A 13,613-nucleotide genomic window follows, 5' to 3' on the forward strand; every position below is an offset into this window, starting at 1 on the left:
TAGAAAGGTACCTGCGTGGCATCCATCGGCCAAACCGTCGAGCAGACACCCAGCAGCGAAGTCCTCTTCCGCGCCCAGGCCCGCGCAGCGCTTGTGCCGGATTGCATGGTGGAAGCCAAGCGCATCGCCAACACGGTGATCGCCGGCTGGCACGGCCGCCGCAAGCGCGGCATGGGTGAGAACTTCTGGCAATTCCGTCCTTATGCGGAAGGCGAAAGCCTGTCGCGCATCGACTGGCGCCGCTCTGCCCGCGACGACCATACCTATGTCCGCGACCGGGAATGGGAGGCTGCCCACACTGTCTGGCTCTGGGCCGACATGTCGCCTTCGATGATGTACAAATCGACGTTCGCGATGGTTTCCAAGGAAAGCCGAGCCCTCGTCCTCATGCTGGCGCTTGCCGAAATCCTCGCCCGCTCCGGCGAACGCATCGGCTGCCCCGGCATCATGGAACCGGTTTCCGCCCGTAACGCCGCCGAACGGCTGGCCGCCGCCATCATGCATGCACCGCTGACGACTGGCCTGCCGGACACCGCAATGATACGCGGCCAGAGCGATATCGTGCTGATCGGCGATTTCCTCGACGATGCCGACCGGGTTATGGATCGCATCACGCCGCTCGGCCGTCGCGGCCTTCGTGGCCACGTGGTCGAGATTGCCGATCCGGCTGAAGAGACCTTCCCCTATTCCGGCCGCACCGAGTTTACCGATCCGGAAACCGGCGAAAAACTCGTCTCCGGCCGCGCCGAAACGATCCGCGAGGATTACCAGCGCGCCTATCTCGCCCGCCGCGATGCGCTGGGCGAAGGTTTGCGTCGCCTCGGCTGGAGTTTCGTCTTCCATCGTACCGACAACCTCGCCTCCGAAGCGCTGGTCGCTGTCCACGGCTATCTGTCCGGCATGCCGGCGCCGAAGCCCGGATCACGCGCTCAGGAAGGCGGCCTGGCATGATGAGCGCTCTCGCCTTCACCTATCCCGCCATCCTTTTCGGCCTGATCGCCCTGCCGATCATCTGGTGGCTGCTGCGGCTCACCCCGCCGCGCCCACGTACCGAGGTCTTCCCGCCGCTGAAAATCCTGGCGACCGTGCTGAAGCGCGAGGAGACACCTTCGCAAAGCCCCTGGTGGCTGACGCTGCTGCGCATGCTGCTCGCCGCCGCCGTGATCTTCGCGATCGCCGATCCGGTGATGAACCCGCGCGCCAATTCGCTGAATGCCGGCGGTCCATTGGTTCTCGTCGTCGACAACGGCTGGGCGACCGCCGCCGATTGGGAACGCCGCGTCCAGACCGCCAACCTGCTGATCGATGACGCCGAGAGCGCCGACGTGCCGGTCTCGATCACCTTTACCGCCGACCCCAGCCACGAGGCCGTGCCCGGCACGGCCGCCGCCGCCCGCGAAAAGCTGACTGCCGCCAAACCGAAGCCGCTAGTGCCGGACCGCGCCCGCGCGGCTGAAGCCGTCAGCGAGGCCATGAACGGCACCCGCCCCGGCACACTCGCCATCCTCTCCGACGGCATCGCCGCACCGGACGATAACGAAGCCCTTTCCGCTCTCGCAGGCCTTTCGCCTGCGGATATGCGGCTGATCCAGGGCGATGGCACAAGTGCCGTCGCGATCACCGACGCGGTCAACAACGCCGGCGCCATGTCCGTCACCGCCACCCGCCTTTCAACCGGCGGACAGCAGCAATTCGCTGTCAATGCACTCGATACGCAGGGCCGCTCGCTCGCCTCCGGCGCGTTCGAGTTCGCGCCGGGTGCCGCCACAGCGACCGCCGAAATCACCTCGCCATTCGAACTGCGCAATGATTTCGCCCGTCTGAATATCGATGGCCTTGCTACTGCCGGTGCCGCGCATCTGCTCGACGATGGCTTCAAGCGCCGCCGCATCGCTCTGATCGCCGGCGAAAGCGGCAGCGACTTCCAGCCGCTTCTGCAGCCGCTCTACTACATCAGCCGCGCGCTCTCCCCGTTCGCCGACATCATCCAGCCGAACACCGCCGATCTCGCGGTCTCGATCCCGCAGATCCTCGAAGGCAATCCGTCCGCCATCATCATGGCCGATGTCGGCCGCCTGCCGGCCGAGACCTATGCGCCATTGCAGCAATGGATTGCCCGCGGCGGCACGCTGATCCGTTTCGCCGGCCCGCGCCTTGCCGCGGCCCCCGCTGACGACCCGCTCGTGCCGGTCATCCTGCGCCAAGGCGAACGTGCGCTCGGCGGCGCCATGTCCTGGTCCGAACCGCAATCACTGGCGAACTTCCCGGGCTTCGGCCCCTTTGCCGGCATGCCGCGCGCCGAAGACATCACCGTAACCCGCCAGGTTCTCGCAGAACCGACCCCGGATCTCGCCGAGCGCACCTGGGCAAGCCTTGCAGATGGCACGCCGCTGGTGACCGAAAAGGAAGTCGAAGCCGGTCGTATCGTGCTATTCCATACCAGCGCCGAGGCGACCTGGTCGAACCTGCCGCTATCGGGCAATTTCGTCGAAATGCTCCGTCGCCTTGTGCAGCTTGCCCGCGCCGGTGGTGCGGTCACCTCCGGCCCTGCTGCCGATGGCGCCGCCGCGACGCTTGCACCCTATCGCCTGCTGACGGCCGATGGCATCCTGACGACCGAAACCGGCACCGCCCGCCCGATCGCCATCGCCGCCGGTCAGACGCCGATCGCAAGCTTCGACCATCCACCCGGTCTCTACGGCACCGAGGACGGCTTTACCGCCGTCAACCTGCTGCCGCCAAAGACCGTCATCGCCCCCTTCGATGCAGCGCTGGCCGGCCGGCCGATGCTGCGGGAAGGCCTTGCGGGCGGACTGGCCGTGTCGCTCCGCCCCGCCCTCTTCGCGGCAGCCTTCGCGCTGCTGGTGCTCGACAGCCTCGTGGTGCTTTTCATGAACGGCGCTTTCTCCCGTATTCCCGGCGGCTCCAAAGGACGTTTGGGCGGCCGCGACGCGAGCCGTGGTGCCGCGGCGGCTATCGCCGCCCTCGCCTTCGGTCTTCTGGCATTCGCGCCGGGACAAGGACAGGCGCAGGAAATCGCGCCGGGCGCAGCAACCAAGCCCGGCGACGAGCAGATCCTCGAACGGCTCGACACCACGCACCTCGCCTATGTCCAGACCGGCGAAGCGGATGTTGACCGCATTTCCGAACAGGGCCTCGAAGGCTTGAGCCAGTTCCTGACCTACCGGACGACGCTCGAACCCGGCGCCCCTGTCGGCCTCGATATCACCAAGGACGAACTGTCCTTCTTCCCGATCATCTACTGGCCGATCTCTGCCACGGCCCCGATGCCGTCGCAGGCCGCGATCTCGCGCATCGACGCCTATATGCGCAATGGCGGCACGGTTCTGTTCGACACCCGCGACCAGTATTCCTCGCTCGATGCCGGCGGCACCAGCCCGAACAGCCAGCGCCTGCAGGCGATCCTCGCCAATATCGACATTCCACCGCTGGAGCCGACGCCGCAGGATCATGTCCTGACCCGCTCCTTCTATCTGCTCAACAATTTCCCCGGCCGCTATACCGGCAGCCCGCTCTGGGTCGAGGCCCGGCAGGACGCCCGCACCTCCGGCGCCAAGCTCACATCCTCCGGCGACGGCGTGACGCCGCTTTTGATCACTGGCAACGACTTCGCCGGCGCCTGGGCGATCGATCAGCAAGGCGGTCCCGTCCTGCCTACGGTGCCGCCCGATGAAATGCAGCGCGAATACGCCTACCGCTCCGGCGTCAACATCATGATGTACATGCTGACCGGCAACTATAAGGCGGATCAGGTGCATGTGCCGGCGCTGCTTGAACGACTTGGGCAGTGAGGGGGATGACAATGATCTCTCACCACTCATCTGCTTCTGATTTCGTACCGTTCGTAGCCAAGAGCGTTGCCTGTTGGCAAAGCGGTGCTCCCAGCCAATCTCCCCCCTTGAGGGGGAGATGCCCGGCAGGGCAGAGGGGGGTGTCCAGGGCGCTCACGTCGACCGTTTCCATTCGCGGCAAGCGCCGCATACCCCCCTCTGTCACTCACGTGACATCTCCCCCTCAAGGGGGGAGATTGTTTGGAGCATGCCGCGCCCTCTCCCGGCAAACGGCACCCTCGACCCATAGAGGGAAAACCTCATGACCATCGAATTCGCCCCCTTCTTCTCCTGGCCGATCATTGCTGCACTCGGCGTGCTCGCCATCATCCTCGCCGGCCTCGCCTTCTGGCGCGGCGTGCGTGGCGCGACACTGCGCACACTGGCGCTGGCCGCCCTGCTGCTGGCGCTCGCCAACCCGACTCTGCTGCAGGAAGACCGCGAACAGCTCTCTACCATCGTGCCTGTCGTCGTCGACCGGTCGCAGAGCCAGGATACGGCCCAGCGCAAACAGCAGACGGATCAGGCGCTCACTGAACTCAACGCGCGTTTCGCCCGTTACCCCCGTATCGAGACCCGCGTCGTCGAAGTCGCCGACGATGCGGATTCCGACACACCGTCGACCAAGCTTTTCACCGCCTTGCGTTCGGCAATTTCCGACGTTCCGCCGGCCCGGATCGGCGGCGCGATCTTCCTGACCGACGGCCAGATCCACGATCTCCCGGGCGTCAATCAGGATCTCGGCTTCAACGCCCCGGTCCATGGCCTGATCACCGGCCAGCCGAACGAATTCGACCGCCGCGTCGAAGTCGTCCGCGCCCCCCGTTTCGGCATTGTGGGCGAAGAACAGGAACTGACCCTGCGGGTCTTCGACGACGGTCGCCAAGGCGGCGGCAATGCGCAGGTGACGATCAAGATGAACGGTCAGCCGATCGCCACGCTGCAGGCCCGTCCGGGTGTCGAGACGCCGTTCTCCTTCACCGTGCCGCGCGGCGGCAACAACGTCATGGAATTTTCGGTCGCCGAGCTTCCCGGCGAAGTGACGACCGCCAACAATCGCGCAGTACACGTCATCGACGGCATCCGCCAGAACCTGCGCGTCCTGCTCGTCTCCGGTGAACCGCATGCCGGCGAGCGCGCCTGGCGCAACCTGCTGAAATCCGATGCATCGGTCGATCTCGTCCACTTCACCATCCTGCGCCCGCCGGAAAAGCAGGACGGTACACCGATCAACGAACTGTCGCTGATCGCCTTCCCGACCCGCGAACTTTTCGTCGAGAAGATCAAGGATTTCGACCTGATCATCTTCGACCGCTACAAGCACCGTGGCGTGCTGCCGATCCTCTATTACGATTACATCGCCCAATACGTGAACAATGGCGGCGCGCTGTTGATCGCAGCCGGCCCCGAGCATGCCGGCGAGGATTCGATCGCCTCGACGCCGTTGGAACAGGTCCTGCCGGCCGCCCCGACCGGCGATATCCATAGTGCCGCCTTCTATCCGCATCTGTCGGAGGCCGGTCAGAAACACCCGGTCACCCGTGGCCTGGACGGTTCCAACCAGAACCCGCCGGCGTGGGGCCGCTGGTTCCGCACTATCGACGTCGATACGCCACAGGGCCAGACGGTGATGGAAGGCGATGGCAATCGTCCCCTCCTCGTCCTCAACCGTCAGGGCCAGGGCCGCGTCGCCATGCTGTTGTCCGACCAGGGCTGGCTCTGGGCGCGCGGCTTCGAAGGCGGCGGCCCGCATGTGTCGCTCTATCGCCGCATCGCCCACTGGCTGATGAAAGAGCCGGAACTCGAGGAAGAAGCGCTGACCGCCCGCGCCGTTGGTCGCACGCTGGAAGCGACGCGCCAGACAATCGGCGACGACCCCGGTCCTGCGACGATCAAATACCCGTCCGGCCGCTCGGAAATCGTGCCGATGACGGCAGCCGGCCCAGGGCAATACAGGCTGGAGCGTCGCACGGAGGAAACCGGGCTGTTCGAGGTCACGAACGGCGAGTTCTCGACATTGGTCCATGTCGGTGCGGTTGATGCGCCGGAATTCAAGGCGATGATTTCTACCGAGAACACGCTGAAGCCCTATGCCGACAAGACGCGCGGCCTCGTCACCCGTGTGGCATCCGGTGACAGCGTATCGCTTCCGGATATCTTGCCCGTTCGCGGCGAAGTCCGCGTCAACGATCCGGGCCGGATGGTGATCCGCCTGACCGATGAAACCGTGCTACGCGGCATCAACACGCTGCCGCTGTTTGCCGGTTTTGCCGGACTCGGCGTGCTTCTGCTTGCCGTCTCGGCCATGTGGTGGCGCGAGGGCCGATAATCGTATGACGCAATTGCAGGTAACAGCCTCGCCCTCCCCCGAGGAACTGGCCGTCATCGCGGAAGGCCTCACGGCTTTCAACGATGCCGATGTCGGCCCATCCGGCCGCCAGCTGCTCGTCGTGCTGATCCGCGATATCGAGGGCAATGTCATCGGCGGGCTGAACGGTTATACCGCCTGGGGCTGGCTCTTTACCCAATTGCTGTTCATTCCCGAAGCTTTGCGCGGCAATGGCATGGCGGGCAAGCTGTTGACCGAGGCGGAAGCGGAAGCCCGCAATCGTGGCTGCCACGGCGCCTGGATCGACACGTTCAGCCCTGTTGCCCGCAAGGCCTACATGCGCCAGGGTTATGAAATCTTCGGCGAATTGCCGGAATTTCCGAAGGGCCGCACCCGCACCTTCCTCAAGAAGATGCTTTAGTTTATCCATTCGCTTCAATGCATCTGCAGTGTCGTAAAGCGTAGACGGTTTGCATGGACATCGAGTTGAAACTAACCGAGGGCGTCTCCCCCGAAGACGAGGATATCATCCTCGAACATCTGAAGGCCTACAACGTTGCGACCTTCGGACAGAGCGACCGGCGGGAACTCGCGATACCGATCTACGACGAACACAACAATCTGCTCGGCGGGCTGACGGGCTACACTGGCCGTGGCTGGCTCTATATCGGCATGCTGTTCGTGCCGGAAGAGATGCGCGGCAAAGGCTTGGCCGCACGCATGCTCGACATGGCGGAACAGGAAGCCCGCGCCCGTGGCTGCATCGGCGCCTATATCGACACGATGAACCCGGATGCGCTGAGCGTCTACCTCAAGCAAGGTTATATCGAGATCGGCAGATTGAAGGGTCTCGCCCGAGGCCATGATGTGACCTGGCTGGAAAAGCGCTTCTAGGAGCGTTCCAAACGCCCGAAATACGAGCCGTCCCATCAACAAGAACAACTGGTTAGGCGAGCCACCTGATTCGATCCGAGAGCGGCTCGCCATGTCTTCGTGTTTTACATCAGGCCAGCGATGCCTGACGGGTTTCCGCATTGATCATGAGACCCGCAACGGCGGCGACCACCAACAGGCCGGCAAAAATGCCGATCGTCAGTTCAAGGCCATGGACCACGACGTACCCCATGAGCGACGGCGCAAGCAGCCCGCCGAGGCGTGCCATCGCACCGGCGGCCCCCATTCCGGTAGCGCGCGTCGTCGTCGGATAGAGCTCGGGCGTATAGGCGTAAAGCGCGCCCCAGGTGCCGAGCAACGCGAAGCTCATCAGAAGCAGTGCGGCCCCAACCAGGACGGCGCTCCATGCCAGCACGAAGAGCAGGCAGCCCAGCGCCGAGAGCAGGCAGAATCCTACCAGTGTCGGCTTGCGGCCCCACTTTTCAACGCCGTAAGCGGCCAGCGCATAGCCCGGAATCTGAGCCAGTGCGACAAGCACCAGGAAACCATAGCCGCGCACGAAACCGAACCCTTCGCCCGCCAGCCTAGCCGGCATCCAGGTGAAGACACCGTAATAGGAGACCGAAACCAGGAACCAGATCGCCAGGATCATGATGCTGCGCTGGCGCAACTCGCCGGAAAAGATACCGGTTGCCGTCACCGTTTTCGGCGAGGCGAGGCTGGTGCCGGGGGCAAGCTGCGGGTGACCGTTGACGACCAGCATGCGATCGACGATCGCCCTCGCCTCGTCGCCGCGGCCCGAGCGCAGCAGGTAAAGCGGCGATTCCGGCACGAGGAAACGCAGGCCGATACCGGCCAGCGCCGGGATAGCGGTGACCGCGAAAATGTAACGCCAGGCATCCGCGACGCCTGCAAGGCTCGCACCCCAGGCGGCCAGTGCCACGATCAGCGTACCGATGGCCCAAAAACCTTCCAGCAGGACCAGCCAACGTCCGCGGTTCTTCGCCGGCAGGAATTCCGCCATCATCGCATAATCGACCGGCAGCGTGCCGCCGACGGCAGCGCCGGTCAGGAAACGCAGCACGAGAAGGATTTCGAAATTCGGTGCGAAGACGGAAAGCGTCCCGAACACTGCATCGCAGGCAACGGTGACGATCAGCACACGACGGCGACCGATCCGGTCGGCCAGCTTGCCGAAGCCGATGGCACCGAGCAGCATTCCGAGAAAGAACAGCGTTCCCGTCTGCAGTGCCTGCGGCACCGTCAGGCCAAATGTCGCGGCGATCGAGGCAGCGGTAAATCCAACCGCCAGAACCTGCATCGCATCCGCGGTCCAGACCAGACCGAATATGCCCATCAGCCGTCGCTGATAGGACCCAGCCCCGGCGCGATCAAGCGCTTCATCCATAGTGATTGCCGTCATGCACCCCATCCCCCGAGTACCGCATGTGCCGAAGACATCACTCATGTGCCAGGCAGATCATGCGTAAGACACGAATCGCGCCGACAGTCATCGCCGGCGCCAAGCAGGGTTGGCTTAACGGACTTGTTCTATTCGCGCCAGCCAATAGTTCCTTTGAGACGCGGATGAACATCCTCGCCGATTGGAACGACAAGGACACGGCCCGGATCGACCGGCCCGGGGAAATCCAGCGCGTTATAGGCAACCTTCTGGAAGCCGAGCGGGCCATAATACGGCGGGTCGCCGACCAGGATCACCGCTTCCGATCCCTTGCGCCTCGCCGCTTCGATGGCAATCCGCACCAGCTCGCGGCCGATGCCCATGTTCTTGTGCGACGGCCGCACGGCGAGCGGCCCAAGCAGATGACCTTTGACACCTCCGGCCAGAACCGGGGTCATCCGCACCGACGCGATCGTCTCGCCGTCATCGGCGCAGATAAAGGAAAGCGAGCGGTCATGGGCGCCCTGCTCACGGATGCGTGCTGCGGCACGGGTATGCCGCCCGGGGCCGAAAGCCTCGGCATTGATCAACTCGATGACGTCGTCATGCGATGCGTCTTCGGTGAGATAGACGAGTTCGTGCTTGTAGAGGTGCTGATGCTGCTGAGACATAGGGAGACTGAAGCCGTAGAAAATGAGCGGACAGGACAAGGCATCTCGTTGGCGCCATTCAAGGCGCCTTCATCGAAGATCAGCGTCGTCGCAGTGCCCGTGCTTCAGTCATGGAAAGCCTTGGTCCCCAGAATTGTGACAAGCGACGTAGCAGGAAAATTTTATCGCGTCCAATCCAAAACGCAGCGTTCATAAAAACTTGCCTCGCATTCTTTTCGCCCTGTCGTATCTATGGCGTCAAGGACACACCTCGCCCTTCAAGGGCGCACCAAGGAGATGAACATGGGCATGCTCGTCGATGGAAAATGGCAGGACGTCTGGTACGATACCAAGGCGAGCAAGGGTCATTTCAAGCGCAGCGAATCGCAGTTCCGCAACTGGCTGACGGCGGATGGCTCTGCCGGACCGACCGGCAAGGGCGGCTTCAAGGCGGAAGCCGGGCGTTACCACCTTTATGTTTCCTACGCCTGTCCCTGGGCGCACCGCACGCTGATCTTCCGCAAGCTGAAAAAGCTCGAGGACCTGATCTCAGTTTCCGTCGTGGACTATCTGATGCTGGAAAACGGCTGGGAGTTCAAAACGCGTGATGGCGCCACTGGGGATGACCTCTATGGCCTCGATTATCTCTATCAGCTCTATCTGAAGGCCGATCCGAATTATACTGGCCGCGTCACCGTGCCGATCCTGTGGGACAAGCAGGAGCAGACGATCGTCTCCAACGAGAGCGCGGAAATCATCCGCATGCTCAATACCGCTTTCGACGACCTCACCGGATCGACGGCGGATTATTATCCGGAAGCGCTGCGCAGCGAGATCGATGCGCTCAATGCAACGATCTACGACACCGTCAACAACGGCGTCTACAAGGCCGGCTTCGCCACCACGCAGGACGCCTATGAGCAGGCGATCGGCAAGCTTTTCGAAACGCTGGATACGCTGGACAAGCGCCTTTCCGCCAGCCGTTATCTTTTCGGAGATCAGCAGACGGAAGCCGATTGGCGGCTATTCACCACGCTGCTTCGCTTCGATCCGGTCTATGTCGGCCACTTCAAATGCAACATCCGCCGGATCGAGGACTATCCGAACATTTCCGGATATCTGCGCGACCTCTACCAGCATCCCGGCGTGGCTGAGACCTGCAATCTCCTGCATATCAAGAACCACTATTACCAGAGCCACAAGACGATCAATCCGACCGGCATCGTGCCTGTCGGCCCCATGATCGATCTCGATGCGCCACATGGGCGGGAGAATATCCGGCAGGCAGCCTGAAGGCCTACCATTCGTCGGACTTCGCGGCCTCGCCGCTCAGTTCCTTCAGGCGCCGGACGGTCGCGCTCGTCACCTCCTTCGGGAGAGCGTCGAGCGCGAAGAACCCGCTTTCGGCGATCTCGCGATCCGGCTTCCGCGGCGCCGTCTGCTCCACCGTCACGCGATAGAAGATCACATGGTCGCGCTTGCTGACGCGCCGATTGTAATAGACGTGGAAAAGCTGCGGCTCGCCGATGATTTCCAGGTTGCCCTCCTCGCGCAGCTCCTTGCGAAGCGCGCCGATCGCCGTTTCGCGCAGCTCCATGCCGCCGCCCGGCATATACCAGCCCGGCACATAGGTATGGCGTACCAAGAACACGCGGCCCTCGCGATCGAAACAGGCCGCCCGCACCCCAAGCGTCATGCCCCGCAGAATGAAGAAGGCGCGGTGCAGCAGCCAGGTGACGATCCTCGTCCAGGGACCACGGATTTCCGGGATTCCTTGTTCGCTCATTCATAACTCCGGGAGCCGCCAGAAATTCGATAACGATTTACCGGCTTATGCGTTATGTCTGCGCCATGTTCAAATTCGCGCATATTTCAGACATCCATCTCGGGCCACTTCCAAAGCTGACGCTCAGGGAACTCTTTTCCAAGCGGATCACCGGCTTTGTGAACTGGCACCGCAACCGGCGCAAGCATCTTTTCGTCAATACGCTCGACCTGCTGTTGAGCGATCTGAAAATGCACGAACCGGACCAGCTCGTTATTACCGGCGATCTCGTCAATCTTGCGACCAAGATCGAGACCCGGCTGGCGGGCGAATGGCTGCGCACCATCGGCGATCCGCATGACACGACCGTCGTCCCCGGCAATCACGACGCCTATGTGCCGGGCGCCCACGACAAGTCCGTCAACGAATGGTATCCGTTCATCAAGAGCGACGACGATCCGGCAGAATGGCCAGAAGACGACCATATCTTTCCGACTATGCGACGCCGCGGACCGCTCGCCATCATCGGTTGCTCGACCTCGAACGCCACCCTGCCCTTTTCCGCATCCGGCTATTATGGCTCGAGGCAGGCGCGCGAAACCGTCAACCTCTTGAAGAAGGCCGGCGAAGAAGGCCTCTTCCGCGTCGTGCTGATCCATCATCCGCCGATCCGCGGTGCGGCATCTTCTCACAAGCGGATGCTCGGCATCCGCCGTTTCGCTGCAGCGATTTCCACCGGCGGCGCCGAGCTCGTGCTGCATGGCCACACCCATCTCAACACGCTCTATTGGCTGAAAAGCCATAGCGGTCAGGTGCCGGTAATCGGCATCGCATCCGCCTCCCAAGGGCCTGGCGGTCACAAGCCGCGCGCCGCCTACAATCTTTTCACACTCTCCGGTGAACCGGGCGCCTGGAACCTGCTCTGGGATCGCCACAGCCTGACGGAAAGCGGCGATGGGGTAGCGCTCGACAACAGCCGGCTTCTGTCCGGTGAAATTCCTGCGCCCATGGCGATTCCCGAAGCGGCCAGAATGTTGTAGAATATTGGCTGGGATTGTTGCGGTATCGCCACATTCCCGTCATAGCTGATATAGATCGACGACATCGTAACGCATATCGAGTGAAGCCGTCCCCTGTTCATGAGCCAGCCGAGCCCCACGACCGACATCCGGCGCGATATCGTCGCCCTCCTGCCGCGCCTGCGCCGGTTTGCGCTGACGCTTGCCGGAAAGGCCGCCGAGGCCGATGACCTGGTGCGCGGGGCGACCACCCGGGCGATCCAGAAAAGCCATCACTGGAAAGGCGAAGGCCGCATCGAGAATTGGCTTTTCAGCCTGATCCGCGCCACATGGGCCGACGAATTGAAGAAGCGCCGCCGGGCTGGGCAAAACACGGTCATGGGTCACGATAAGGAGGACCGCCGCGCCACGCCCTCGGCACTGTTGCTTCCCGAGGGATTTGCAAGCGCTATCCTGCTGACGGATGTCGAAGGGTTTACCTATACCGAGGCGGCCGCCATCCTGGGCATCCCCACCGATCTCCTCTCCTCTCGCCTCTGCGCCGCCCGCCTCAGCCTGGCTGCAGCCGGAAACGAGACAAGCGAGCGGAGAGCCTGAGAACATGAATGCCCTGCAACCCTCGCCGCTGGAATTGCGGCTTTCCGCCTATATCGACGGACAGGCCGACGAACAGGAAAGGCACGACCTTGAGGCTTTGCTGGTCAACGATCCGCAGGCGCGCGCATTGCATGAAGTTCTCAAACGCGGCGCCGATCTCGGCCGCCGCGTTTTCGACGACATGCTGAAGGAACCGGTGCCGCTCGATCTGGTTCGCGGCATCAAGAATGCGCCCCTGCCCCGCAAAGCGGTTCGCCTGCCGCATGCGCCCCGCCCGAACTTTGCTTTCAAACCATCCGCACCACAATTTCTGGGCGTGTGCCTGGCTCTGTTTCTGGTCGGCGGCGGCATCGGCTACGTGGTCGGGACCAATCCGATCGTTCCGGAACAGCTGAGATTTTCCGCAGCGTCTGCCAGCAACCGCGACTGGCTGGACGATATCGTCGCTCATTACCGGCTCTACTCGCGCCAGACCAACCACCTGACGGAAATCCCGGCGGACCGGCCAGCCGACATCCTCGAATGGCTGACCACCAATACCGGTGTCAGCTTCCGTATCCCCGATCTCAGCGTCAGCGGCCTGACCTTCCAGGGCGCCCGCCTGTTCGCCGCCGGCGGCGTGCCGGTCGGCCAGTTGATCTATCGCCGTAACGACGGCGACGGTGACCCGGACGTGATCGCCATCACCTTCACCAAGACGCGCCCCGAGGGCAATCGCTCGATCGAGGAAATCCGCAACGATACCGGCCTCGTCACCTGGGTCTCCCCGCTCGCGACCTACATGATCGTCGGCCCGTCTTCGGCGGCAGACCTGGACGATATTGCGGCGAAGGCTGCAGGGCTGCTCTGATTTTGCCGTAGGACAAAAACCCGGCGGCCTTTCAAAACCTCTTGCAATTTATACCGCAAATCCGCGTATGATCGGCAATCAACAAGAGGAGCGAGTGATGGCTAAAGGTCAAGTTCGGAGCAACAAGGAAACCCGCAAACCGAAAAAGGACAAGGCGCCGGCAAAAGCCAGCCCGACTCTCGGTTCGCAGGTCAAGGACAGCGACACCAAGAAAAAGTAAGCACCGGCGCATTTTCGCCGACCGGCTGAAGCGCCG

General features: G+C 63.0%; 13 protein-coding genes. 10 read left to right on the forward strand and 3 right to left on the reverse strand.

Annotated features, from left to right (window positions below):
* The first annotated feature begins 15 nt into the window (after positions 1-15).
* The 5 genes from KX729_RS16385 (at position 16) to KX729_RS16405 (ending at position 7,074) form a co-directional block, all read left to right on the forward strand.
* Complete coding sequence (locus KX729_RS16385; RefSeq protein ID WP_219743536.1) at positions 16-951, forward strand: DUF58 domain-containing protein; 936 nt, start codon at positions 16-18, stop codon at positions 949-951.
* On the forward strand, positions 951-3,812 hold the full coding sequence (locus tag KX729_RS16390; RefSeq protein WP_219743739.1) for a DUF4159 domain-containing protein: 2,862 nt from the start codon (positions 951-953) through the stop codon (positions 3,810-3,812). The genes KX729_RS16385 and KX729_RS16390 overlap by 1 nt, the downstream gene beginning before the upstream one ends.
* A gap of 301 nt (positions 3,813-4,113) precedes the next feature.
* Positions 4,114-6,180 (forward strand): hypothetical protein, encoded by a 2,067-nt coding sequence (locus KX729_RS16395; protein ID WP_219743537.1) that lies wholly within the window; start codon positions 4,114-4,116, stop codon positions 6,178-6,180.
* A gap of 4 nt (positions 6,181-6,184) precedes the next feature.
* Positions 6,185-6,601 (forward strand): GNAT family N-acetyltransferase, encoded by a 417-nt coding sequence (locus KX729_RS16400; RefSeq protein ID WP_219743538.1) that lies wholly within the window; start codon positions 6,185-6,187, stop codon positions 6,599-6,601.
* Positions 6,602-6,660: 59 nt separating this feature from the next.
* Entirely contained in the window at positions 6,661-7,074 is a 414-nt protein-coding gene (locus KX729_RS16405; protein WP_376775989.1) for a GNAT family N-acetyltransferase, read from the forward strand.
* 109 nt (positions 7,075-7,183) lie between these two features.
* Here KX729_RS16405 and KX729_RS16410 read toward each other — a convergent pair whose 3' ends face one another.
* Both KX729_RS16410 and KX729_RS16415 read right to left on the reverse strand, forming a co-directional pair.
* Complete coding sequence (locus KX729_RS16410; protein WP_219743540.1) at positions 7,184-8,497, reverse strand: MFS transporter; 1,314 nt, start codon at positions 8,495-8,497, stop codon at positions 7,184-7,186.
* Positions 8,498-8,625: 128 nt separating this feature from the next.
* Positions 8,626-9,147 (reverse strand): GNAT family N-acetyltransferase, encoded by a 522-nt coding sequence (locus KX729_RS16415; RefSeq protein WP_219743541.1) that lies wholly within the window; start codon positions 9,145-9,147, stop codon positions 8,626-8,628.
* 282 nt (positions 9,148-9,429) lie between these two features.
* Here KX729_RS16415 and KX729_RS16420 point away from each other — a divergent pair, with 282 nt between their 5' ends.
* Positions 9,430-10,419, forward strand: a complete 990-nt coding sequence (locus KX729_RS16420) for a glutathione S-transferase family protein (protein WP_219743542.1) — start codon at positions 9,430-9,432, stop codon at positions 10,417-10,419.
* A gap of 4 nt (positions 10,420-10,423) precedes the next feature.
* On the opposite strand, the gene KX729_RS16425 is transcribed toward KX729_RS16420, so the two are convergent.
* Positions 10,424-10,912, reverse strand: coding sequence for an NUDIX domain-containing protein (locus KX729_RS16425; RefSeq protein ID WP_219743543.1), 489 nt, complete (start codon positions 10,910-10,912; stop codon positions 10,424-10,426).
* 65 nt (positions 10,913-10,977) lie between these two features.
* On the opposite strand from KX729_RS16425, the gene KX729_RS16430 reads away from it, so the two are divergent.
* The 4 genes from KX729_RS16430 (at position 10,978) to KX729_RS16445 (ending at position 13,577) form a co-directional block, all read left to right on the forward strand.
* Positions 10,978-11,931 carry a metallophosphoesterase family protein gene (locus KX729_RS16430; protein WP_219743740.1) on the forward strand — a complete coding sequence of 318 codons (954 nt, stop codon included), beginning with the start codon at positions 10,978-10,980 and terminating at the stop codon, positions 11,929-11,931.
* Positions 11,932-12,030: 99 nt separating this feature from the next.
* Positions 12,031-12,507, forward strand: a complete 477-nt coding sequence (locus tag KX729_RS16435) for a sigma factor (protein ID WP_219743544.1) — start codon at positions 12,031-12,033, stop codon at positions 12,505-12,507.
* A gap of 4 nt (positions 12,508-12,511) precedes the next feature.
* Positions 12,512-13,357 carry an anti-sigma factor family protein gene (locus tag KX729_RS16440; RefSeq protein WP_219743545.1) on the forward strand — a complete coding sequence of 282 codons (846 nt, stop codon included), beginning with the start codon at positions 12,512-12,514 and terminating at the stop codon, positions 13,355-13,357.
* 67 nt (positions 13,358-13,424) lie between these two features.
* Entirely contained in the window at positions 13,425-13,577 is a 153-nt protein-coding gene (locus KX729_RS16445; RefSeq protein ID WP_219743752.1) for a hypothetical protein, read from the forward strand.
* Positions 13,578-13,613: the final 36 nt, after the last annotated feature.

The sequence above is a fragment of the Neorhizobium populisoli genome (genome assembly GCF_019430945.1).
Lineage (GTDB): Bacteria > Pseudomonadota > Alphaproteobacteria > Rhizobiales > Rhizobiaceae > Neorhizobium > Neorhizobium populisoli.